This window comes from Peribacillus sp. NPDC097198 (genome assembly GCF_044762055.1).
Lineage (GTDB): Bacteria > Bacillota > Bacilli > Bacillales > DSM-1321 > Peribacillus.
In genome coordinates this window covers 1-23,402 of record NZ_JBIWDO010000011.1, presented here as the reverse complement: position 1 = coordinate 23,402, position 23,402 = coordinate 1, and the positions used below count along the sequence as shown (strand labels likewise).

The window sequence follows — 23,402 nt, the reverse complement described above, 5'->3', positions numbered from 1 at the left end:
GGAGGAATAGTGAATGAATGAAGCACTTCTAGCGATAACGCTTGTGTGGGGCTTTATTTTCTTGTATGCCATCATGGCGTCCATGGACTTTGGTGCAGGATTCTGGGCAATGATCTATATCAAGAAAGAGCATACGAATGCCACAAAGATAGCAAATAGTTATTTATCTCCGACTTGGGAAGTGACGAATACATTTGTTGTAGGCCTTGTCATTGCCATTTATAGCCTATTTCCAGGTGCTGTATTTTCTATTGGAGTTGCATTAATTGTCCCCGCCAGTTTAATTTTACTTCTTCTTTGCATTAGAAGTGCTTTTCTCGTCTTCTCTCACAGCCTGGACAAGTATGCAAAGATGTTGACTTATATATCTGGAATAACGGGTCTCATTATACCTGGCCTATTAATCAGTGTTTTACCGATTACCCATCTTGGATTTCTCGAGAATGTAGGGGGGAACGAGGAATTAAATTTAGTTAAACTTTTCACTAGCGCAAATGAATATGCCTTTTTAGGCTTTGGTATTTTAAGTACATTGTTTCTCTCATCTTTGCTTCTGTCTGATTATTCGAAACAGGCTGATGAGCTAAAGTCGTATAAGATCTACCGCCGTGACGCAATGATTACAGGTCCATTGGTGTTAATCATGGCATTTCTCGTAATGTTCACACTGAAAAAAGAAGCATCGTGGATTTACGAAGGAATGATGGAGAACTCCACACTGCTATTGGTCTCCCTTGTCTTTTTTATCATTAGTGGTGTAGCTCTTTACCTACCCTATTTTTCCAAACAAGAGGTAAAGGGAATGCCAAGGCTCGCCGTAATAGCGATTATCATCCAATATATGATAGGAAGCTATGTCTATGGGGTCGCACATTTACCATATATCATCTATCCGAATGTCAGGATAATGGAAGCATTTACAGACCCGACTTCATTCAGGGCCGTGTTCGCTACCTATATTGTGGGATTTGCGATATTAGTTCCTGGTTTTTATTACTTCTGGTCCATTTTCATGAAAGATCAACGAAGAAAGTTCAAAAAGCGGAATATTTCGAATTAGTCAATTTGATATAAGAAAGGGAATTGCCATGAAAAAGTTAAAATTACTAAAATACTCGGTTTTAGTACTTTCAATCTTTTTAAGCTATCAAGCGGTCGAAGCACATGATAAAAATTTCCCAGAGAATGGGACCTATATCTCTTCGAAAAGGGATGTTACGGGGGATAAAAAAATTGACATAATCCAGGTCCAAGGCACACCTTTCGACAAAGGTAGCAAGTTCCTTAAAGAAATCGAGTTGCGAGTAGAAAGTAATCGCAACTCAATCAGTGTCCCACTCGAAGCCGGGTATAAGCCGGAACTTTCACTGGTCGATTTGAATAAAGATGGGACACAAGATGTGCTTGTTACTGTCCTGACGGAAGGGATAGAGCGTACACTAAAGTGTTATGCTTATACATTCAAAGATGGAAAGGCCAAGGATTTGGATGTTCCGCCGTCCGTTCCAATCACCGCCCAATTTCTCGATGGGTACAAAGCGGAATTCAAAATTGAAGGGAAAAAGCCTGTGATTGTAGATGTCAGTTCAAGGAAGAGAGAGTATGAAGAGTTGGGGATTTATCAGGATGGCATGTTAAATGAGTCGACGGAGTTATTGGTTCATTCATACACTTCTTTGAAACCAAAGACTATCTTTGGAAAAGGGAAGGGATTATCGGGTGTCCAATATATAATGGGAATGGATGGGAGAGATCCATTGTTAGAAATCAAATCGGTTTGGTCATATAATAATGGGTGGAAATTGATGAAAACAGTGGTGAAACCCGTCAAGAAAAAGTAGATATTCACCAGGGATGGGCGACTGTCATAGTATAAGGTAAACCTGTATTTTTCAAAAGGAGTATGAAGGGATGCCAGAATTTCATCCGGAAAAATTAACGGTTAAGTTTATGCCACCCACGACCCCATGTCTCCCTGTAGACGGAAGGAAATATACACTGACTCATTCTGATGAAACAGGTGATCTATACCTTACCATCGGTACGCAATATGAGTGTTCTGCCTTGGATGCAAAAAAAAGAGATGAAGTGTTGGCTAATTGGGATGCATCTCTTGGTCAATATCTCTTAACGGTCAATGTGTTTGTAGATGGTTTGGAAAATGAGTATGATCAGGCAAAAGCCCGATATACAATTTTTCAGCAAAACCTGGATTTAGCTATTACGGCGATAATTAATGGAGATAAAGAATTTTATTGCTTTTTCCCATGGTTGATTGATTGCCCGATTCATGTTCAATTTCAATCCGGTTTCCCCGAATTCAATCAGCGTATCTTTTACGACACACCTCGATGCTATTGGATCAATTGAATTGTTCCCCACTTATCACTTTTCATGAGTTAAGTGGGGGATTCAATGTATAGATTCGAATCATCCACGATTATATATTAAAAAATTGACAAACTGATAATATTTGGTAAAATCTAATTAAATCCACTTCTGAACAAACAAGTTTTTGTTTAATGGATTTTATGTAAGCGGATACATAAGGAGTGATGGCCTTACGGAGTTAAAAGATAAAATCATTGAAACATCACTGAACCTTTTTGAACAAAATGGATACCACGGAGTTTCTGTGAACGAAATCGTGAAAGAATGCGGAACGAGCAAGGGGGGGTTTTATCACCATTTTTCCTCTAAAGATGAGCTCTTATTTGTCATTCATGATTGCTTTATATCCTATGTTTTAACGAAAGCACAGGAAGCCACCTCAGATAACATACACCCTTCAGCAAAAATGCAAAAGATCATCCTATCGTTTGTTAAAGTGTTTGACCTCTATAAACCACATATTTCGGTTTTCTATCAAGAAAGCATATACCTTAAACCACCTTATGTAGAAGCAATCAAAAAAAAACGTCACCAGTATAAAGAAATTGTATTCTCCGTTATTCAAGAAGGAATTGAAAAGGGAGAATTCCGTAGCGAGTTACCGGTGGAAATTACCGGGATGTCCATCCTAGGCATGGTGAACTGGACCTATAAATGGTATAAACGGGACGGCGGAAAGACAATCGAAGAAATCGGACGAATCTATGTCGATTTAATTTTAAAGAGCCTATTAACGGAAGAATTCAAAAATGATGCAAGCATCCAACCTTATTTACTAAAGAATCAAATGGATATCGATTAAAGTTAAAGCGTTTACATTCGATACAGACCGACTAGTTGGTCTCACTATGAAAGGGGAATGAATAAATGGATTTCTCACTTACGAAAGAGCAGCAAATGATCAAGGAAATGGTAAGGGAATTCGCAGAAAAAGAGATTAAACCAATTGCTATAGAACTGGATGCGAAGTCCATGTTTGCAGAAGACGTTTTCAAAAAGATGGGGAAACTCGGGTTACTTGGTATTCCATTCCCGGAGGAATACGGGGGTTCAGGCGGTGACACGATTTCCTATGCGATTGCTGTTGAAGAAATTGGTAAAGCTTGTGGAGGGACAGGATTAAGCTATGCTGCGGCCGTTTCGCTAGGGGCGAGCCCAATTTATTACTTTGGTACCGAGGAGCAAAAGCAAAAATACCTAATCCCGATCACCACTGGTGAGACACTTGCAGCATTTGGTTTGACTGAACCGAATGCAGGTTCCGATGCGGGTGGTACGAGAACGACGGCTGTAGTGGAAGGTGATGAATATGTAATCAATGGCGAGAAGACCTGGATAACGAACGCAAGCTATTCAAGGACCATCACAGTTACAGCCGTTTCAGGGAAAGATAGCAGGGGGAAAAATATCATCTCGGCTTTCATCGTCCCAACAGATACACCGGGATTAACGATAAATAGTAATTACGAAAAAATGGGAGTGCGAGCTTCTAATACATGTGAAATCATTCTTGATAATGTACGGGTGCCAAAAAAGAATCTGTTGGGTGATCCGGAAAAGGGATTCAAACAATTCTTATTTACCTTGGATGGAGGAAGGATTTCCATCGCTGCATTAGCAGTCGGAATAGCACAGGCGGCGTTCGACAGGGCTTTGGCGTTTTCAAAAGAACGTGTTCAGTTCGGTAAAACGATTTCCAACTTCCAAGCGATTCAGTTCAAACTGGCTGATATGGCAATGGAAATAGAATTGGCGAGAAATATGGTCTATAAAGCTGCGTGGCTAAAGGATAATAAAAAGCCATTTGCGAAAGAAGCGGCATTTGCCAAGCTTTTTGCTAGTGAAACCTCATTCCGTACGAGCAATCAAGCGATTCAAATCCACGGAGGATCAGGGTACATGCGTGAATATGAAGTGGAGCGCTACTTAAGAGATGCCAAGCTGCTAGAGATTGGGGAAGGTACTTCCGAGATTCAAAGAATGGTAATAGCTAGACAATTGGGTTGCTGATCTTTGGGGAAGCTGAAACTAGGTTCTTAGAGGAGTCCTGCAGATTTTATCACTTTTAATAAAAAGCGTTCATCTTACCTTTATTTGATAGGAGGAGTTTGATGTCAGATCTGCAAGATATTACGATTGGCAAACTGCTTGAAAAGACCGCTACTGAATACGGGAGTAATGAAGCGGTGGTATATCATGAACTAGGTTTACGATATACCTATAGTGAATTCGAAAAGGTTTGTCGTCAGGCAGCGCGCGGTTTTATATCACTTGGTATTGAGAAAGGTGAACATATTGCCATTTGGGCTACCAATAAGCCTGAATGGGTCGTTTCCCAATTTTCAACCGCCAAGATGGGTGGGGTGCTCGTCACGGTCAATACGAATTATCGGACGAGTGAACTGGAGTACCTCCTCCGACAATCGGATGCGACAACAATCATTTTGATGGATAAATATAGGGATCACTCCTATATCGAGACACTTTATGAGATTCTTCCTGAACTAAAGACTGCGGAGCCTGGTAAATTGAAATCTGAGAAACTACCAAAGTTAAAAAATATCATCATGCTGAGTGACATTCGTTATCCCGGTACTTTTTCCTGGGACGATGTCCTAAGTGGAAGTGATCAGATTTCGGAGGAAATGCTCGATAATCGGATGAAGGACCTGAAGCCGGAAGATGTAATCAACATGCAATATACATCGGGCACGACGGGATTCCCCAAGGGGGTCATGTTGACCCATTCAAATCTGGTCAATAATGGGTTGAATACTGCGTCTTGCATGAAACTCACAAACGAAGATCGGCTCTGTATCCCGGTCCCGATGTTCCACTGTTTTGGATGTTCCCTTGGGACGATGGCTTCCGTTACTGTTGGGGCTACGATGGTGCCTGTTATTGAATTCAATCCACGCACCGTACTTCAAACCGTGGAAGCAGAAAAATGTACTGCGCTTCACGGGGTACCGACGATGTTCATCGCGGAGTTGAACCTTGATGACTTCGATCAGTATGATTTGCGGTCATTGCGGACGGGAATCATGGCCGGTTCCACTTGTCCGATTGAAGTCATGAAACTTGTAGTGAATAAGATGGGGATTTCAGAAATCACGATCACGTATGGTCAAACGGAATCGTCACCAGGAATTACGATGACCCGTACAGATGATCCCATTGAACTTCGTGTTTCTTCCGTCGGTCGGGCGTTGCCGAATGTGGAAGTGAAAATCATAAATCCAGCTACCGGAGAGGAACTAGAGCGGGGCCAACAGGGTGAACTTTGTTCAAGAGGTTATCATGTCATGAAGGGGTATTACAAAAACCCAGAAGCAACGAAGGAGGCCATTGATCCGGAAGGTTGGCTTCATACCGGAGATTTAGCTGTAATGGATGAAAACGGGTACTGCAAGATAACCGGTCGCCTGAAAGATATGATAATTCGTGGGGGCGAAAATATTTATCCCCGGGAAATAGAAGAGTTTCTTTATCAGCACCCTTTAATAGTCGATGTGCAGGTCTTGGGCATTCCCGATAAGAAATATGGAGAAGAGGTAACGGCCTGGATCATCTTGAAAGAAGGAGAAAGCCTGACAGCAGAGGAACTGAGAGCATTCTGTAAAGGGAAAATTTCTCATCATAAGATCCCGCGTTACATTCATTTTACGGATGTCTATCCAATGACTGCATCCGGAAAAATCCAAAAGTATAAGTTACGGGAGCAGACTCTCGATTTATTAGCGGAACGGACTAAATAAGGAGGTAATGGGATGATTAAAAAGGTTCTTATTGCAAACAGAGGTGAAATTGCTTCGCGTGTCATTCGTACTTGTAAGGAATTGGGTATAGGGACTGTTGCCGTCTATTCAGAAGCTGATTCCGAATCTCCATATGTTTCATATGCAGATGAAGCTTATCTTTTAGGAGGATCCCGCGTTCAGGAAAGCTATTTGAATGTCCCAAAAATCTTAGAAATTGCTAAAGAGGCTAAGGTTGATGCCATACATCCTGGTTATGGATTTCTTAGCGAAAATGCAGATTTTGCACGCTCATGCGAAGCAGCAGGTCTGATTTTCATCGGTCCCAATCCAGATGTCATTCAACAGATGGGCAATAAAGTAGAAGCCAGAAAAAAGATGGAACAAGCGGGGGTCCCGTTAGTCCCAGGTTTTTCGCGCCCATTAATCGATAGTGCTGAGGCAGCAGCTGTTGCCGAAAAGATTGGTTATCCTATTATGCTGAAAGCGTCAGCTGGAGGCGGGGGTATCGGTATGCAGATGATTACTAACGAGGAAGATCTCTCGAAAGCATTCGAAAGCAATCAAAAAAGGGCTCAGTTATTTTTTGGTAATGGGGATATGTTCATTGAAAAATTAATTGAAAAACCGCGTCATATCGAGATTCAAGTGCTGGCTGACAAACTTGGGAATGCCGTTTATTTATGGGAGCGGGAGTGTTCGGTTCAAAGACGTCATCAAAAGGTCGTGGAAGAGGCCCCATCTTCTTTTCTGGATGAGGAAACAAGAAAGAAAATGGGTGAAGCGGCTATAAAAGCTGTAAAGAGCATCGGTTATCACAATGCTGGTACATTGGAATTTTTAGTTGATGCCAACAAGAAATTCTATTTCCTTGAAATGAATACACGACTTCAGGTGGAGCACCCGGTCACGGAGGAAATTACGGGTCTCGATCTTGTGGAACAGCAAATCAAAATCGCCAACGGAGAAAAACTCTCTTTTACACAAGAGGATGTTAAAAGACAGGGGCATGCCATAGAAGTGAGGATTTATGCAGAAGACCCTAAGACCTTCTATCCAGCACCAGGAACAATGACCGGTTTGTCCTTACCTGAAGGCGAAGGGATCCGTCATGAGCTTGCGGTTCAGGATAACTCGGTCGTTTCCCACTTTTATGACCCGATGATCGCCAAGTTGGTGGTTAGCGGAGCTTCTCGTGAGATTGCAATCGATAGATTAAAAGAAGCATTGAATTTATATAAAGTAGAAGGAATTAAAACGAATCTTCCGTTGCTCAAGGAAATCATTGAACATAAGGCTTTCCATAAAGGGGATACGACGACGGATTTCATCAATAAGTATATTAAAAAAATCACGGTATAAGTTGGGTGAGACCTACTGGGTCTTATACCTTTCATTAAGAAAACAGGAGGAATCAAAATGGGAGAATTAAAAGCGAGCATGGCAGGAAGCGTTTGGAAAATCGTAGCAGGTGAGGGACAAAGTGTTGCTGACGGACAGGATATCATCATTTTGGAATCTATGAAAATGGAAATTCCCATATCAGTAGAAAAGGGGGGCACACTCAAAGAACTTAAAGTAAATGAGGGAGATTTTGTGAATGAAGGCGATGTTTTGGCCGTCATTGAATAAAGGGACGGAGGGATAGGATGAAATGGCCTGAAAGCGTAACTATTAAGGAAGTAGGCCCTAGGGATGGACTTCAGAATGAGAAGGTCATTATCCCGACCCAAAGAAAAATAGAGTGGATCGATCAACTTTCCGAAACCGGTCTTACTTATATAGAAGCGACATCTTTTGTTCATCCAAAATGGATTCCTCAATTGGGGGATGCCTTGGAGGTGGGTAAAGGAATTAAGCGAAATCCAACTATCACATATGCGGCCCTCGTTCCGAACCGAAAGGGGTTAGAGTCTGCCCTTGAAGCGAATATGGATGAAATATCGGTTTTCATGTCAGCCAGTGAAACCCATAATCTGAAGAATATTAATAAAACAATCTCTGACACATTCCCTGTTCTAAAGGAAGTCATTGATGTAGCAAAAGATTCAGGAAAGACGGTAAGAGGGTATGTTTCCACTGTGTTTGGGTGCCCTTATGAAGGACCAATTGATATCAATCAGATATTCAGGGTATGCGATCAATTATTCGAGTATGGGATCAATGAGCTATCACTAGGAGATACGATTGGCGTCGCGTCTCCCAGACAAGTGGATGTTTTCCTAGAGCAAGCGGTGAAACGGTATGACAAGGACAGTCTGGCCCTCCATTTCCATGATACTAGGGGGATGGCCCTTGCCAATGTCCTCAAATCTTTGGACTATGGAATTGACACGTTCGACTCGGCGCTAGGAGGACTTGGGGGATGTCCATATGCACCGGGTGCGAGTGGAAATGTGGCTACAGATGATCTAGCTCACATGCTTCATAATATGGGAATCGACACGGGAATCGACTCCAAAAAACTGATCCAGTCAGCCTCCATGATGCAATCCTGTTTGGAAAAGCCTTTACCTAGCCATCAGATGGCCATCTACAACGCACAATAAACGCACGAGAGGTGAAGTAATGTTATCGAATGTAAAGGTTAGCCATGAGGAAAATGGAATAGCCATTGTGACATTGAATAGGCCGGATGCAGCCAATGCGTTATCCAGGGAACTTCTTCATAATTTATATGAAACTCTGAATGAATTGAAAATGCTGTCCAATCTTAGGACAGTGATTTTAACAGGGGCTGGAAATAAGGCTTTTTGCGCAGGCGCAGATTTAAAGGAACGGGCTGGGATGAATGATTCGGAAGTCAAGGAAACGCTTAAACTGATCGGTGACACGATAACGGCAGTTGAAAGTCTTCCGGTTCCTGTCATCGCTGCGATTAATGGATCCGCTTTTGGTGGAGGTCTTGAGTTAGCTCTAGCGTGTGATATGCGTATTGCATCAAGGACAGCAAAAATGGGACTAACAGAAACCTCACTTGGCATTATTCCGGGGGGCGGGGGAACCCAGCGTCTCCCTAGGATTGTTGGCATAGCGACAGCTAAAGAACTGATTTATACGGCAAGGAGACTGGACGCCGAAACAGCAAAACAGATGAGAATCATCAGCCAGGTGGTCGATTCCGAGATCTTGCTTGAAGCAGCAAGAACACTGGCGAAGGAAATCGCTGTCAACGCTCCTTTGGCCCTGCGAGCTGCAAAAATGTCGATCAACCAGGGAGTAGAAACAGATTTAAAGACGGGGCTGCAAATCGAACAGGACTGTTATCAAACAACGCTACGAACCGATGACCGATTGGAGGGTCTGACGGCCTTCAAGGAAAAACGCAAACCGATATTTACTGGTCAGTAACTTCAGTTGAAGGAGGAAGATAAATGGTAACAACCGATAAACTAAGTGAACAGGTTGAAAAAATAAGTAAGGGCGGTTTGGAGAAATATCATCAAAAAAATGCGGAAAAAGGAAAGCTGTTCGTCCGTGAAAGATTAGAGCTGTTATTTGACGATGGAATAGATATTGAGGATGCCTTTTTTGCCAATTGTACGAGTGAGGGCCTTCCGGCAGATGGAGTGGTCACAGGAATTGGAAAAATCAATGGTCAGACGGTCTGTGTCATGGCCAATGATTCAACTGTGAAAGCCGGTTCATGGGGAGCAAGAACGGTTGAAAAAATCATCCGTATTCAAGAGACGGCCGATAAGTTACAGGTACCCCTTCTGTATTTAGTCGATTCAGCAGGTGCCCGTATCACGGATCAAGTCGAAATGTTCCCAGGACGCCGTGGGGCTGGGCGGATCTTTTATAATCAAGTCAAACTGTCCGGTAAAGTACCACAGATTTGCCTCCTATTCGGACCTTCAGCCGCTGGTGGGGCATATATTCCAGCTTTTTGCGATATTGTTGTCATGGTTGAAGGAAATGCGTCGATGTACTTAGGTTCACCGAGAATGGCTGAAATGGTCATCGGAGAAAAAGTGACCGAGGAGGAAATGGGAGGAGCAAAAATGCATTGTTCCGTTTCAGGTTGTGGCGATGTTCTGGTACAGTCAGAACAAGAATCGATTGCCTTTGCCCGTCGGTACTTAAGTTATTTTCCAGGGAATTATCAACAAAAGCCAAAAGCGTGCCAATCAGAATTGCCTGCTGATTTTGAAAAAACGATTGAAGACTTGATTCCGAAAAATCAGAATGCACCATTCAATATGTATGACTTAATCGACAGGATCATAGACCGTGATTCATTTTGTGAAATTAAGAAGTTATTCGCACCTGAATTGATTACAGGTCTCGCCCGATTGAATGGTCAATCAATCGGAATCATCGCTAACCAGCCACGAGTCAAAGGGGGGGTATTATTCCATGATTCGGCTGATAAGGCAGCCAAGTTCATTAACTTATGTGATGCGTTCCATATCCCGCTACTGTTTCTTACGGATATTCCAGGTTTCATGATTGGTACCAAGGTGGAACAAGCGGGCATCATTCGACACGGCGCAAAAATGATTTCTGCCATGAGTGAAGCTACAGTACCAAAGATTTCTGTAGTGGTCCGAAAAGCTTATGGAGCCGGATTGTATGCAATGGCCGGTCCCGCTTTCGAACCGGATTGTGTATTAGCTTTACCGACCGCATTAATTGCCGTTATGGGTGCGGAAGCTGCTGTTAATGCAGTCTACGCGAATAAAATTAACGCATTGGAAGCAGAAGAACGGCCTGCTTTTATTCAACAAAAACGAGAAGAATATAATAAAGATATCGATATCTATCGTTTGGCTTCCGAGATGATTGTCGACGCAATCATCCAGCCTAATGATTTGCGTGATGAATTAAGTAATCGTTTTGAAGCATATAGTAGTAAACAGCTAACATTTACTGATCGGAAACACGGGGTGTATCCGGTTTAATTAATCACTATTAATAAAAGCACCTTTATTAATAGTGGTAATGCTCATTAAAATGTGATGTGAGAATACCTCCACTACTAGCTTGATAAGTGGGGGTATTCCTATGTCTTGGAAATACCTCGCTTTACTATATATTCGTTTTTAACGAATATAACATCGTACAGTACCCTTCAGCCCGGTTCCTTCGCTTCTATTATTTTCCAATCTGAAAATCTATTCAATAATCTTCATATAATTTTCACAGAGACGATAAATAGGTATAAGACGTACTCATCCTACTGTTCTTAAATCATATAATGAGGTGAAACATCTTGATTAATATATTTCAAGGTAAATCTATAAAAACATCGCTAATTAAGTTGTTATTTGTTTTAATAGCATGTTTGTTACTATTCAATCTGGTAACATTATATTATGATTCTTCCAAATCGATTGAACAAACCTTTAAGGAAACAGGTATACAAGACGCAACTAGGGTAGCTTCAAATATCGATCCAGTCCTCTACCAGAAGTTTCTTGATGAGCCCCAAGTCAACGACACATACACTCAAATTAAAAATCAATTAAATGATTTTCGAATTAAGTCTGGTGTTCTATATGTATATACATATGCTATTAAAAATAATCAGGTTCAATTACTGATTGATGGGCTACTTTCCGAAGAATCTTCCACCATAGGGGAAGCGGTAACATCTATATCCGTTACAGATTTATTGCCAGTACTATCCGGGGAAACGTTGAGTACAGATATCATTAAAGATGAAAAGTACGGAAACTATATGTCATCTTTCGCCCCCATTAAAGACAAAGAAGGAAAGGTCATAGGCATTCTCGGTGTCGATACGGAGGCCGAAACTATTAAATCGATTAAAAATGGCGTACTATCCAGCCTTTTACCGATTGTCATTGCAATTTCGATTATTTTTACTGTACTCATACTGGGAATCGTCTACTATTATCTTGGTAAGAAGCTTAATCCTCTAAAGCGACTTTCGGATATTGCAAATGCTATTACGAAGGGGCAGCTTGAAGAGGCCTCGACATTAACGCGGGAAAATAGAATACAATCTACTGATGAAATAGGACTACTCTATACGTCTTTTGAAAAAATGACGGAGACTTTATCTGGAATGATAAGAAAAATGCATGGTCTATCATCATCATTACACGAGCAGAGTAGTAAATTGAATAATTCCTCTAATGAAGTAAATGAAGGGACAACTCAAGTGTCCGTCACGATGGATGAAATGGCGGTTGGCGCAGAGTCCCAAGCTAACTTAGCCTCTACACTTTCGGTGGATATGAGAGAGTTTTCCGAAATCATTGCCGCAACCAATAAGCAAGGTCAAGAAATTACCCAGTCAACAGAGGTAGTAATTAATGATTCACAGACTGGCATGAAATTAATGAGCTCATCAATTGAGAAAATGCAGGAAATCTATAATATTGTCTCGGAGTCAGTGAATCAGGTGAAAACTTTGGAATCGCAAAATAAAGAAGTAACCACGCTTGTCACGCTCATTAGCAATATAGCTGATCAAACGAATCTACTCGCTTTAAATGCAGCGATTGAAGCGGCTCGAGCAGGAGAGCAGGGGAAAGGTTTTGCGGTGGTAGCGGATGAAGTAAGGAAACTTGCAGAACAAGTTTCTGATTCTGTAAACGGCATCTCTACAATAGTCAGTAACGTTAATAATAACTCAAAAAACATGGTGGAAATCCTTACATCAGGCTTAGAGAAAGTGGATGAGGGAAGAGGAAACCTTCATAAGACAGGTGAAACCTTCGATGATATTTCTACGGAATTGTCCACTATGAATGTATTGGTTCATTCCATGGCAAAACAGTTAATCCTGTTGACAAATAAAGAAGAAAAAATGAAAGGGTCCATTGAAGAAGTTGCGGCCATATCTGAGGAAAATGCTGCTGGTATCGAGGAAGTATCAGCATCTGCTCAAGAAATTAACGCAATGACTGGAGAGATGAAACAGTTAGTTTCCAATTTGGCCGTTGCTTCTGAAGATTTAGAAGAAATGAGTAATCAATACTCAGTTTAAGAATTCAATAAGAGACTGTACCTTAAATGAGACAGTCTCTTTCTTGTATGTCAACAATTTTACTACTGTAAAGCTACGAGTCAACTTTTTAGAATCAATAAAAATAATTATCCTTAAAATTGGAAATAATTAAATGTTAAATGTTGCAAAAAACTGAAAACGAGAGTATTATAATTAGTAATTAAGGATTTACTAATTACTCATCCATTTATTTAAAAGAAAGAAAGTGAGAGCTGCCATGGTTCAGCAAGGTAAAAAGAAATATATCACTCCAGATGGATACACTGCAGACATTGCTATCTTTACGATAACGGCTAAAAAAACTGAGAAAAAAGCACCACCTGAAATGTTCTTGAAACTACTATTAATTAAACGAGCGGCTACAGATAAGGAAGGAAATCCAAATGTTGAAGGCAATAAATGGGCCTTGCCCGGTGGCTTTGTAAATGCTAATGAAACGGCCTATGAAGCCGCAGAAAGGGAGTTAAATGAAGAAACTGGAGTCTCAGGACTTCAAGTGAAACATTTTGGTATGTATGACCAACCGGGCCGTGATCCGAGAGGGTGGATCATCTCAAATGCTTTTTATGCAATTGTTCAGGAGAAATTTCTCCATCAAAGGAAGGCCAACGATGATGCCGCAGAGGTCGACTTATTTACGATTAAGGAAGTCTTACAACTGGATTTGGCTTTTGATCATTATAAAATCATTAATGAAGCGATTGAACTACTGAAAAAAGAAATGATGCAAACGACCATTGCAAAAAACTTCTTGCCGGATGAATTTACGCTTTCGGAGCTACAACGAGTTCTATTGACAGTACGGGATGATGCAAAAATCAGCGCGGATTCATTGTTTTTTTCTAAAGCTCCAAAGCTCCCATTCTTGGAAAAGGTTTTGGATGAAAAGGGATTACAGAAGAAAACGAAACGTAATTCATTTCGTCCCTCACAACTTTACCGATTTAATGCTGAGATAGTCACGGACTCGATTTATTATTGAGGAGGAATGAAAAATGGGTAAAAAAGCATTGATTAATATCGATTATACGAATGACTTTGTAGCCGATCATGGTGCATTGACTTGTGGTAAGCCTGGTCAGGAGATAGAAGATGCACTTGTCAGTATTACAAAAGAGTTTATTAGACAAGGCGATTATACAGTTTTTGCGATAGATCTTCATGAAAAAGGAGACGGTTATCATCCTGAAGCGGATTTGTTTCCCCCTCATAATATTCGGGGTACAATGGGTAGAGATTTATATGGAAAGCTTAAAGATGAATATGAAATCAATAAAAATCTAATAAATGTACATTATATGGATAAGACACGTTATTCGGCCTTTGCAGGCACGGACCTGCATATCAAACTCAGGGAGCGGGATATTTCAGATGTATACCTAGTCGGAGTATGCAGTGATATATGCATTCTTCACACAGCCATGGACGCTTACAATTTAGGTTATAATATTTTCATTTATGAAAATGCAATCGCTTCATTTAATCAGGCAGGACACGATTGGGCACTTACCCATTTCGAAGGGGTCTTAGGCGCAACGATCATAAAGTAACGTCACAGAAAAAAAGGGAGGTACCGCTTCTCTTTTGGGAGGAACTATCATGGAAAACAAATATAATGACGATAGCTACGCGCTACACACTGATCTATACCAAATCAATATGGCTCAAACATATTGGGAGGATAATGCCCATAACAGAAAGGCAGTATTTGAAATTTTTTTTAGAAAGCTTCCTTTCAATAGTGGGTATGCAATTTTTGCGGGACTAGAAAAGATTGTCCATTATCTTCAGAACTTTAGCTTTTCAGAAAGCGATATTGAATACCTGAAAAAAGAATTGCATTACGAAGAGGACTTTTTGAATTATTTGCAGAATATTTCATTTACTGGGACGATACGTTGCATGAAGGAAGGCGAGCTTGTATTTGCCAACGAACCGATATTACGTGTAGAGGCACCTCTTGGTGAAGCACAACTCATTGAAACGGCGTTGCTGAACATTGTGAACTATCACACACTCGTTGCTACGAAAGCTTCACGAATTAAGCAGGTTATTGGCGATGAGTCTGCACTTGAATTCGGATCACGCCGGGCACAAGAAATGGACGCAGCCATTTGGGGAGCACGTGCTGCCTATATCGCCGGGTTTGATTCAACAAGCAACGTCCGTGCAGGAAAGCTGTTCGGAATACCGGTATCAGGCACACATGCACATTCTATGATCCAAGCTTATAAAGACGAATACACTGCATTTCATAAATACGCAAGCTCTCATAAAGACTGTGTGTTCTTGGTCGATACCTATGATACATTGCGTTCAGGCATACCAAATGCCATCCGCGTTGCTAAAGAATTGGGTGACAAAATTAATTTCATCGGAGTCCGTCTTGATAGCGGGGATCTAGCTTACCTTTCAAAAGAAGCACGACGCATGCTTGATTCAGCTGGTTTCCCAGATGCAAAAGTTGTAGCATCGAATGATTTGGATGAATATACGATTATCAACCTGAAGCAACAAGGAGCGCGGATTGATATTTGGGGTATCGGTACAAAATTGATCACCGCTTTTGACCAACCTGCATTGGGTGCCGTTTATAAAATGGTTTCAATAGAAGATGAAAACGGGAATATGAGAGATACCATCAAAATTTCTTCCAACCCTGAAAAGGTAACGACACCTGGTCTTAAACGGATCTATCGGATCATCAATAAGGTCAACCACCATGCAGAGGGTGATTACTTGGCGATGGAATTTGAAAAGCCACAGGAACAGGAAAAACTAAAAATGTTTCATCCCGTGCACACTTTCTTAAGTAAATTTGTCACAGATTTCGATGCAATTGACCTGCACGAAGACATTTTTGTAAATGGTACATTAACGTACGAATTGCCATCGATTGATGAAATTAAAGCTTTTACGTTAAGAAACATTCAAGTATTGTGGCCGGAATACTTAAGGGCCTTAAATCCGGAAGAATACCCCGTCGACCTGAGCCAGGAATGTTGGGATAATAAAATGAGAAATATAGATGAAGTGAAAGCCAATGTGGATAGAAAGCTTACAAAATAACGAATCTATTTGGGAAGAGGGGTTATACAGTGCGTCCATTACAAAAAGAAATCATAGAAAAATTACTTGTTCAACCAACGATCAATCCAGAAATTGAATTCCGGAAGAGCGTCGATCTTCTAAAGAACTATTTGAAGAAGAATACATTTCTAAAAAGTTTCGTCCTTGGAATTTCAGGTGGTCAGGACTCAACCATAGCTGGCTACATGGCCCAAGTAGCGATCAATGAATTGAATCAAGAGTTGAAGACCACCGAGTATACATTTATCGCTGTCAGCCTCCCCTACGGTACCCAGGCTGACGAAGAAGATAGGCAGCTAGCTCTGAAATTTATCAAGCCAAGCATGACCGTAACCGTCAACATTAAGGGCGCGGTTGACGCATCTGTACGTGCAGTAGAGGAAGCGACAGGAAAAAAATTGACACACTTCCTAAGAGGCAATGCAAAGGCACGCGAGAGAATGAAGGTCCAATATGATTTAGCAGGACTGTATAAAGGTGTAGTCCTCGGTACAGATCATGCAGCAGAAGCCATCACGGGATTCTTTACCAAACATGGAGATGGTGCGGCTGATATCATTCCTCTTTACCGTTTGAATAAAAGACAGGGCAAAGAAATCCTTAAATTCGTGGGAGCACCTGAACGACTATATATGAAAATTCCAACAGCCGATTTAGAAGATGATAAACCATTGATTCCTGATGAAGTTGCCTTAGGGGTAAGTTATGATGAAATTGACGACTACTTAGAAGGTAAAGAGATCAGGACGGAAGCGGCCGAAATCATTGAAGGCTGGTATACAAAAACGGAACATAAAAGAAATGAAGCCATTAATGTGTATGATAAATGGTGGAAGTGATATTAAATGTAGCCATACTGAATAATGACTCAATACAGAACCAAAAAAACCGTACAACTCTTTTAACTAAGAGTGTGCGGTTTTTTTGGTTCAATAGGGATTACTGAAGAGTAATATGATGAAGATAAAAACTTTACATATAAGGAACAGGATTCATTGATCATTTTATAGTATAAAATATCTATTTATTAACTTAAAGCATTTTTAAACTCCGTAATGGTACTATAGAACAACGTTAGAACAAGGAGCGATGGTAAAATGAGTATGGATGTAAATGTTTCCCCTTTGTATGCGATTTTTGGAATATTGGACATAGTTCTCCGGATAATAGCTATACCTGCAATTATATACGGTATATATTTATTAAGTAAAATATCAAAAAGGTAGTTTTAAGAGTCGATTGTTTAAAAGCTGATTGATTCCTTTTAATATAATAAAAGTAAAACAAAGAAAAGCAAGGAGTGTTCAAGCACCTATGTCGAAAATGGTTCGCGTATAACTAAAAACTGAGTGTGATACAACTTATAAATACTTCTATACCGATGAAGTGCTGGATATGTAAGTTTTAAAGAATAAAGGGTTTTATATTAACCTAACTCAGAGTAAGGAATATTTTAGCCATAGAGCCACATCCAGAAGACGACGAGGAGCCGTTGTCACAGAATGGGGATACGTATGGGAATAATTATCCGGTTATAAATGTGAATCCGAAAGGTAATGTAAATTGGACGGTTAATAGTGAAGGCATAGATGCTCGTTTATGGGCGATAAATAGAGGATTATTAAAAAAAGCGATAAAGTTATGGGTATCTAACATCAAGAGAGGCCAAACAAACTTTATATGTGATATTCAAGGATTTGAAAATAGAACCTTACTCCATAAGGATAGGTTTTATTTAGGTAAGGTTTGTGTGAATATAAGTTTCTAATGGTCGGAAAATTTAAACTTTTACTGCTATCATAAATACATATTGGTTTTGGTCGATAAAAAACAGGGGTTCTTTTATACTGAGTAACAAATTTATATTAATTTTATATTATTCAAAAAAGACTCATATTTAACTTATAATTGAAAGGTGTGCAACGATGAAAATGGGTCTTTATTCTATACAACCGAAGTTGGAAGCTTTTGCATCAATTGCTCCACTCCTTAACGAGTTAATGCCTGAAGACATCACAATTGGAGTATGCGATACGGAAAAGTTTTTGTTAAGTGTACCGGGCAAGACTTTTTCCCTTGGTATTGAGCCGGGCTATCCACTTCAAAAAAATGATGCTATTACGGAAGCCATTAGAACTGGAAGAACTGTAAGAGTTTTTGTACCAGAAGGAGTTTTCGGTGTCCCGATTATTGCAAGTGCAATCCCTCTTTTTGATGAAAAGAGACAGGTGATTGGCGGGGTTGGACTTGGTGCAAGTATGGAGCAATATCATGCATTGTTTGGAATTGCTTCTAAATTATCAAAAGCAGTTGAACAAGTAACCGGGACAATTGAAGAGCTTGCTGCCAGCACTATTGTTTTATCCGAGAGCATGCAGCATATTTCCAATCAATCGAGTTCTGTTTTGCAAAGTGTTAGTGAAATCGAGAAAGTGTCTAAGATGGTAAGGGAAGTCTCTGATCTTAGCAATATTCTAGGTTTGAATGCCTCAATCGAAGCAGCCAGGGCTGGAGAGTTTGGGCGAGGGTTTTCTGTAGTTGCAAATGAAATCAGAAAATTGGCGGGTAATTCCAGAAGTCATACAGAGGTAATAAAGAAATCCGTCAACAATATTGAAGATCTGATTAAAACCCTAAGTACCTCCATTACGTCCATAAACGAAGAAACAGAAAATCAATCGGCGGTAACAGAAGAAATTTCAGCAACCATGATGGACATCAGTTCTCATGCAAGTTATTTGGCAGAAATGGCACAGGATATGTTAAAGGGAAAATGATAAAATAAAAATCACTGCATTGAACTGTATCCAATTGATAGACATCCATTTAACAATTGGCGCTGCAGTTTTTTGTCTATTTTCTGCAGAAAAAACCACAGGTTGTTGAACGATATAGGCTCTATTGAAGCGCTTCATAATGAAATTGAGTGTTTACATATGGAAACGATACATGAAAAAATTGACTGCTTTAATTCAAAATAAGGAAAAATCACCAAATAGGACAAGCACCAATAGTCTAAGAGTTAAGGTATAAATCCGTTGACTGACTCGAAAAGCTGGGAGTCCCTATAGTACGTATTATGATTTAGTGAAGTGTATGATTTGTTTCATTCCAAATGATGATGTAAAGGTGGAAATTAAGGCTATTCATGAGGAACATAAAATACAATTATTTAGAGGGGCAATAGGGAAAGCCACACCCAATATCCTAATTCTATAGCAGTCGCCCCCTAACGAAAAGTTCCTAACCGCTTTCTAGATGGTAAGATAAAGGAGGGAGAAAAATGCGTACATTTGATTACGAAGTGAGTGAATCCATAGAAAAGGATGAAGTATTGGATAGGATCTATAATCCTCCAATAGATCTTATATACTTTTTTAGAGATGATTCAAATAATGGTTTAACCTATACTTTTCTATTGAATACTGTGAACTTCCCTTTCTTTATTGTAATGAATGATGGCATGGGTTTTTATGAAGATTTTGAACACTTAAAACTATCCAAGCTGGTTCATGTAAATGATATAGAAAATATAAGCTTGAAAGTTTTCCAAGTACAAAGTAATAGGGATTTAAAGTTATTGATGCCTTATATACTTTTTTGTATTACCAATGGATGTTACGGGTTAGTGTGTGATTGTCAACAGATGCATCTTCATAAGATTATTTCGTACAATATGGAGGATAATTATAAACTTAAAAACAATACTGATTTAGATCCAAACGCAACGATTTACTTACTCTCAGATGTCGGGATAAGGATTTATAGCAATGATATGGTTTTAGGTAATATAAGCAAAATAAATCTATTAATAAATGAAGCATTTAATTGAACGCTTATCTAACTTTACAACGAATCAACCGAAGATATCCAAATACGTTTCAAGTTATAAATAATAGTCCAAAAGATTTATGTTATTTCTTCCAAAACCGTTTTCAAATGGTATAATAGGTAACTGTAATGAGAATGATGTATTAGTAAACTGGTAGAAAAGCCATGTGTACGGGAGTAATAATATAATAGAAAAGGTGAGATAAGTGAAAGTTAATTTAAAGCATCCAGAAACGAATATGGTTAAAACAGTGAAAGTGGGTTTTAGCTGGACAGTATTTTTCTTTAGTTTTTTACCTCCTCTTTTTAGAGGAGATTGGAAATGGGGGATTATCATATTTTTAGCTGCATCTTTTACCTTCGGTTTTACTGGTCTTATATTCATGTTTATTTATAATAAAATTTATTTGAATGAGTTATTAGAAAAAGGATACGTAGCTGTGGATGATCTTTCTGAAACGATTTTAAAAGATAGAGGGTTTATTGCAAGTTAAGTAATGATATTCCTAGGATAAATTAAGTCACCATAGCGGTGGCTTTTTCTTATGCTAACAGTAATTTTCACTAGTTAGCCGGGGTTTTTCAAATTATTATTTATGATAGGTTCTACACCAGCGTGTCCCTATGAACCAAGAATAATTAGTTAATAAAATCGTATAATATCTTCCAAAATAGTCCTCGATAGAATACATAATAAAAATACAAGAGGTAATAAGATGTTTTATAGCATAGGGGATCCACACATCTAAGTTAAAATTTAGTAGATAATTAAATGTTCCATGGAGGAAACTGAATTAAAACTTACATTTCATACATATTTATCGATTCGAACGTACCCAACATTCATCCAGAATGATTACATTGGCAAGTCCAATTAACATATTTGTACAAACTATTTACTTGCATTTTACATACATAATAGTAGATAGATAATTAATAAGGTTTGGGGAGTAATAAATGAAATTCATTTTCAAACTTTTGAATAATATCGCTAAGTATCTACTAATATCATTCTTCTGGTGGCTAGTGATTATATATACATTAATAAAATAGGGGGGCGACAAGATGTTACATAGATAAGACGATGAAACGGATGTAATTTGATAGGAAGTTATTGTAGAAGAAAGGAAAAAATGAAAAAACGCGCTTTCTAGCGTGCACGTTTTCTCATTGTGGTGGAGATATATTCAGGCTTGTATCTTGTTATCTTTTTTTAGTCTGTTTCAAAATTCTTTTAATGAATAAGTATAAAAATGATAGAACAACGAAAATTAAGAAAAAGACGATGAAACCCCAGAGACCTATGGCAGCATCTTGAAATTCCATATTTCCTCTACTAGTTAACGCCTGTTGTATTTCAATTGCAAAAACCAATACCACCATGACGGTGAATGTATAAATGAAAGAGAGTATGGTAATGCCAAATCTTAGTCTTGAAATGATGTTAGATAAAACTAGCACAAAGATGAATATGATAATCCCTATAATGCCCATTATCCAAAAGTGTAGATCTTTATCCGTAGCATTTAAGTTTAGTGTATCACTTACAAATATCAGGATGAAATCATGAATGTTATTGATGATCTCGGTTAAAACCAGAATAATTTCCTTCAAATAGTGCACCTCCAATTTCTAAATTATAGCAGGTTGTAATTTCATAGAGAAGGATTAAGGATATAAAAAGGGTACATCAAACAGATTTTAATAGGATTACCAAATTCAATTTATTTTATCATTGCTTAAATAGAGGGAAGGTGTAATATCTTAAATATGGGCAGGACGAACCGTTTTGATATGTATATTTTACAAATAACAACCAAGCTTTGGGGGAAGAAATATGAATCGTGAAAACCAACATATTTTAAATGTAATCGATTTTATAAAAACGGGACATAACACTTGTTTCGTGAAAGTGGTAGGATATGATGCGGATGCACAAGTGGAGTTTGAAGGAGAAATCAAGTTTGTTCGGGAGAGACCATTTGGAGATTTGATCCATCCAGAAAGGTCAAAGCTAACACCTTCCAGTAGAGAATTTGTTAGGGATAATTTGATTAATCGGTATAATAAAGGTGAATTTAACTGAGCAGAAAATATTGTGACCTTCTCATATTCAAGGATTTCTCCTGCAAGGGTGATATAAAGCCATTCTTTATTTAGGTGATTGTCTTGTACGCCTAAGAAACAGACATCAATATGTACTCTTGTCACCATTTCTCACTAATTATATAAGCAACTTGTCCACACACTCCGATAAGTACATGCATATAATTTAGTAAGGAGGAGATAGTTATGAGTACAAATTGCTGCTTTGTGAAAAAATGCTATGAGGAGAATGACCCTTATTCAGTCTGGGTTCCAAAAAGACCTTGTTCTTGTAAAAAGAATAAAAAAAGTTGTTATTACTACTAATATCATTTCATCATTAGGTGAATGAATATTTTTTAGGGCAGTTCTTGGACTGCCTTTTTACTTGGATTAAAAAAGACTATTTTGTAAGATTTTTTGCGAAGGAGCTAAAATTTTGTAGTGAAGAAAAAAGCACCTTACCTACGGGTATTGTGCTTTTATTTGTATTATTTATCCTTTAATAATTGCCTGCTTTGAAGGATAATTTCCCTATTTTTATTGATGGCTTCCACATTATTTAATTTAATATGATCGTTAAGGTTTTCATGATCTTCCATATATTCAAGTAGTAATTCCACAGACTTATCCAGCAATTTCTCCATCTGGATATCCCTTTCTTTGGCTAAACGAGTGAGTCGCATGTTTAAATGAGAAGCCAGCGTAGTATCAATTGGATCTCTACTTTCACTCATTTATATTCCCCCTTAAACTGTATTACTTCTATTATATGTTGGTAAGCATTGGATGGCAATGCAAATTATTATTGGTCTCTTCTACAATCAAAGGGGGGAGTTAGCCTTGAATGGACAGTTATCAATCTCTGATAGTATAGTTTCCAAAGAAGGCCAATAGTCAGGTTGAAATCAAACCGTGGAGGATCCAAAAGATTCGTTTAAAATAGAAATTCTATAGATAAAAACCACTCTGCTTTTTTAGCGGAGTGGCTAGAATGATATTTTATAAAATGAAATCCTTTAAAATATAAGCCATAAATCCTTAATTTTTACTTTTTGTGATAACAATTGCGGTCGCAAAAATGCGAGAAATTATAGTTATATTCATACTGTTGGCGTTAGGAAACCAAAATTTCAAACTCTATATAAAACCCCCTCAATACTCTCCAACACTCTTCTTACTAATCCGCTCCACAATCTCCATTAAATCATCTGGCCTATGGAATTCAATCGGTGAAACGCCTTTATCGAACTGAATCGTGTCGG

24 protein-coding genes are annotated in these 23,402 nt (G+C 38.9%); 21 read left to right on the top strand and 3 right to left on the bottom strand.

Going from position 1 to position 23,402, the window contains the following annotated elements:
- Positions 1–13 precede the first annotated feature (13 nt).
- From ACIQXQ_RS17140 to ACIQXQ_RS17045, 20 genes are all read left to right on the top strand, one after another.
- Entirely contained in the window at positions 14–1,060 is a 1,047-nt protein-coding gene (locus ACIQXQ_RS17140) for a cytochrome d ubiquinol oxidase subunit II (RefSeq protein WP_402959104.1), read from the top strand.
- Between the two features lie 28 nt (positions 1,061–1,088).
- Positions 1,089–1,841 carry a hypothetical protein gene (locus ACIQXQ_RS17135; protein WP_402959102.1) on the top strand — a complete coding sequence of 251 codons (753 nt, stop codon included), beginning with the start codon at positions 1,089–1,091 and terminating at the stop codon, positions 1,839–1,841.
- Positions 1,842–1,911: 70 nt separating this feature from the next.
- The gene (locus ACIQXQ_RS17130) at positions 1,912–2,370 is read left to right on the top strand and encodes a staygreen family protein (RefSeq protein WP_402872733.1); all 459 of its coding nucleotides are present in this window, start codon (positions 1,912–1,914) and stop codon (positions 2,368–2,370) included.
- A 145-nt stretch (positions 2,371–2,515) separates the two neighbouring features.
- The gene (locus ACIQXQ_RS17125) at positions 2,516–3,193 is read left to right on the top strand and encodes a TetR/AcrR family transcriptional regulator (RefSeq protein ID WP_402872735.1); all 678 of its coding nucleotides are present in this window, start codon (positions 2,516–2,518) and stop codon (positions 3,191–3,193) included.
- A gap of 65 nt (positions 3,194–3,258) precedes the next feature.
- Complete coding sequence (locus tag ACIQXQ_RS17120) at positions 3,259–4,401, top strand: acyl-CoA dehydrogenase (RefSeq protein WP_402872737.1); 1,143 nt, start codon at positions 3,259–3,261, stop codon at positions 4,399–4,401.
- A 101-nt stretch (positions 4,402–4,502) separates the two neighbouring features.
- Positions 4,503–6,149 (top strand): AMP-binding protein, encoded by a 1,647-nt coding sequence (locus ACIQXQ_RS17115; protein ID WP_402959100.1) that lies wholly within the window; start codon positions 4,503–4,505, stop codon positions 6,147–6,149.
- A gap of 12 nt (positions 6,150–6,161) precedes the next feature.
- Positions 6,162–7,511: an acetyl-CoA carboxylase biotin carboxylase subunit gene (locus ACIQXQ_RS17110; RefSeq protein ID WP_402959098.1), complete on the top strand. Its 1,350-nt coding sequence runs from the start codon at positions 6,162–6,164 to the stop codon at positions 7,509–7,511.
- A gap of 57 nt (positions 7,512–7,568) precedes the next feature.
- Positions 7,569–7,781, top strand: a complete 213-nt coding sequence (locus ACIQXQ_RS17105; RefSeq protein WP_402872747.1) for an acetyl-CoA carboxylase biotin carboxyl carrier protein subunit — start codon at positions 7,569–7,571, stop codon at positions 7,779–7,781.
- A gap of 17 nt (positions 7,782–7,798) precedes the next feature.
- Positions 7,799–8,698 (top strand): hydroxymethylglutaryl-CoA lyase, encoded by a 900-nt coding sequence (locus ACIQXQ_RS17100; RefSeq protein ID WP_402959096.1) that lies wholly within the window; start codon positions 7,799–7,801, stop codon positions 8,696–8,698.
- A 19-nt stretch (positions 8,699–8,717) separates the two neighbouring features.
- Positions 8,718–9,500 carry an enoyl-CoA hydratase gene (locus tag ACIQXQ_RS17095; protein WP_402959094.1) on the top strand — a complete coding sequence of 261 codons (783 nt, stop codon included), beginning with the start codon at positions 8,718–8,720 and terminating at the stop codon, positions 9,498–9,500.
- Positions 9,501–9,523: 23 nt separating this feature from the next.
- Positions 9,524–11,053: an acyl-CoA carboxylase subunit beta gene (locus tag ACIQXQ_RS17090; RefSeq protein ID WP_402959092.1), complete on the top strand. Its 1,530-nt coding sequence runs from the start codon at positions 9,524–9,526 to the stop codon at positions 11,051–11,053.
- Positions 11,054–11,364: 311 nt separating this feature from the next.
- Positions 11,365–13,110, top strand: coding sequence for a methyl-accepting chemotaxis protein (locus ACIQXQ_RS17085; protein ID WP_402959090.1), 1,746 nt, complete (start codon positions 11,365–11,367; stop codon positions 13,108–13,110).
- Positions 13,111–13,348: 238 nt separating this feature from the next.
- Complete coding sequence (locus ACIQXQ_RS17080; RefSeq protein ID WP_402959088.1) at positions 13,349–14,113, top strand: NUDIX domain-containing protein; 765 nt, start codon at positions 13,349–13,351, stop codon at positions 14,111–14,113.
- 13 nt (positions 14,114–14,126) lie between these two features.
- On the top strand, positions 14,127–14,681 hold the full coding sequence (locus tag ACIQXQ_RS17075; RefSeq protein ID WP_402959086.1) for a cysteine hydrolase family protein: 555 nt from the start codon (positions 14,127–14,129) through the stop codon (positions 14,679–14,681).
- 49 nt (positions 14,682–14,730) lie between these two features.
- A complete protein-coding gene (locus ACIQXQ_RS17070) occupies positions 14,731–16,200 on the top strand; it encodes a nicotinate phosphoribosyltransferase (RefSeq protein WP_402872768.1) in 1,470 nt (489 codons plus the stop codon).
- Positions 16,201–16,229: 29 nt separating this feature from the next.
- A complete protein-coding gene (gene nadE, locus ACIQXQ_RS17065; RefSeq protein WP_402959084.1) occupies positions 16,230–17,060 on the top strand; it encodes an ammonia-dependent NAD(+) synthetase in 831 nt (276 codons plus the stop codon).
- Between the two features lie 653 nt (positions 17,061–17,713).
- Positions 17,714–17,989 (top strand): hypothetical protein, encoded by a 276-nt coding sequence (locus tag ACIQXQ_RS17060; RefSeq protein ID WP_402959082.1) that lies wholly within the window; start codon positions 17,714–17,716, stop codon positions 17,987–17,989.
- Positions 17,990–18,146: 157 nt separating this feature from the next.
- The gene (locus ACIQXQ_RS17055; protein WP_402959080.1) at positions 18,147–18,998 is read left to right on the top strand and encodes a methyl-accepting chemotaxis protein; all 852 of its coding nucleotides are present in this window, start codon (positions 18,147–18,149) and stop codon (positions 18,996–18,998) included.
- Between the two features lie 506 nt (positions 18,999–19,504).
- Entirely contained in the window at positions 19,505–20,053 is a 549-nt protein-coding gene (locus tag ACIQXQ_RS17050; RefSeq protein ID WP_402959078.1) for a hypothetical protein, read from the top strand.
- A 205-nt stretch (positions 20,054–20,258) separates the two neighbouring features.
- Complete coding sequence (locus ACIQXQ_RS17045; RefSeq protein WP_402872776.1) at positions 20,259–20,546, top strand: hypothetical protein; 288 nt, start codon at positions 20,259–20,261, stop codon at positions 20,544–20,546.
- Positions 20,547–21,255: 709 nt separating this feature from the next.
- Here ACIQXQ_RS17045 and ACIQXQ_RS17040 read toward each other — a convergent pair.
- Entirely contained in the window at positions 21,256–21,666 is a 411-nt protein-coding gene (locus tag ACIQXQ_RS17040) for a hypothetical protein (protein ID WP_402959076.1), read from the bottom strand.
- Positions 21,667–21,889: 223 nt separating this feature from the next.
- On the opposite strand from ACIQXQ_RS17040, the gene ACIQXQ_RS17035 reads away from it, so the two are divergent.
- On the top strand, positions 21,890–22,138 hold the full coding sequence (locus ACIQXQ_RS17035) for a hypothetical protein (protein ID WP_402959074.1): 249 nt from the start codon (positions 21,890–21,892) through the stop codon (positions 22,136–22,138).
- A 490-nt stretch (positions 22,139–22,628) separates the two neighbouring features.
- On the opposite strand, the gene ACIQXQ_RS17030 is transcribed toward ACIQXQ_RS17035, so the two are convergent.
- Entirely contained in the window at positions 22,629–22,874 is a 246-nt protein-coding gene (locus tag ACIQXQ_RS17030) for a hypothetical protein (RefSeq protein ID WP_402872779.1), read from the bottom strand.
- Positions 22,875–23,292: 418 nt separating this feature from the next.
- Positions 23,293–23,394, bottom strand: a complete 102-nt coding sequence (locus tag ACIQXQ_RS17025; RefSeq protein ID WP_402959203.1) for a DUF3898 domain-containing protein — start codon at positions 23,392–23,394, stop codon at positions 23,293–23,295.
- Positions 23,395–23,402 lie beyond the last annotated feature (8 nt).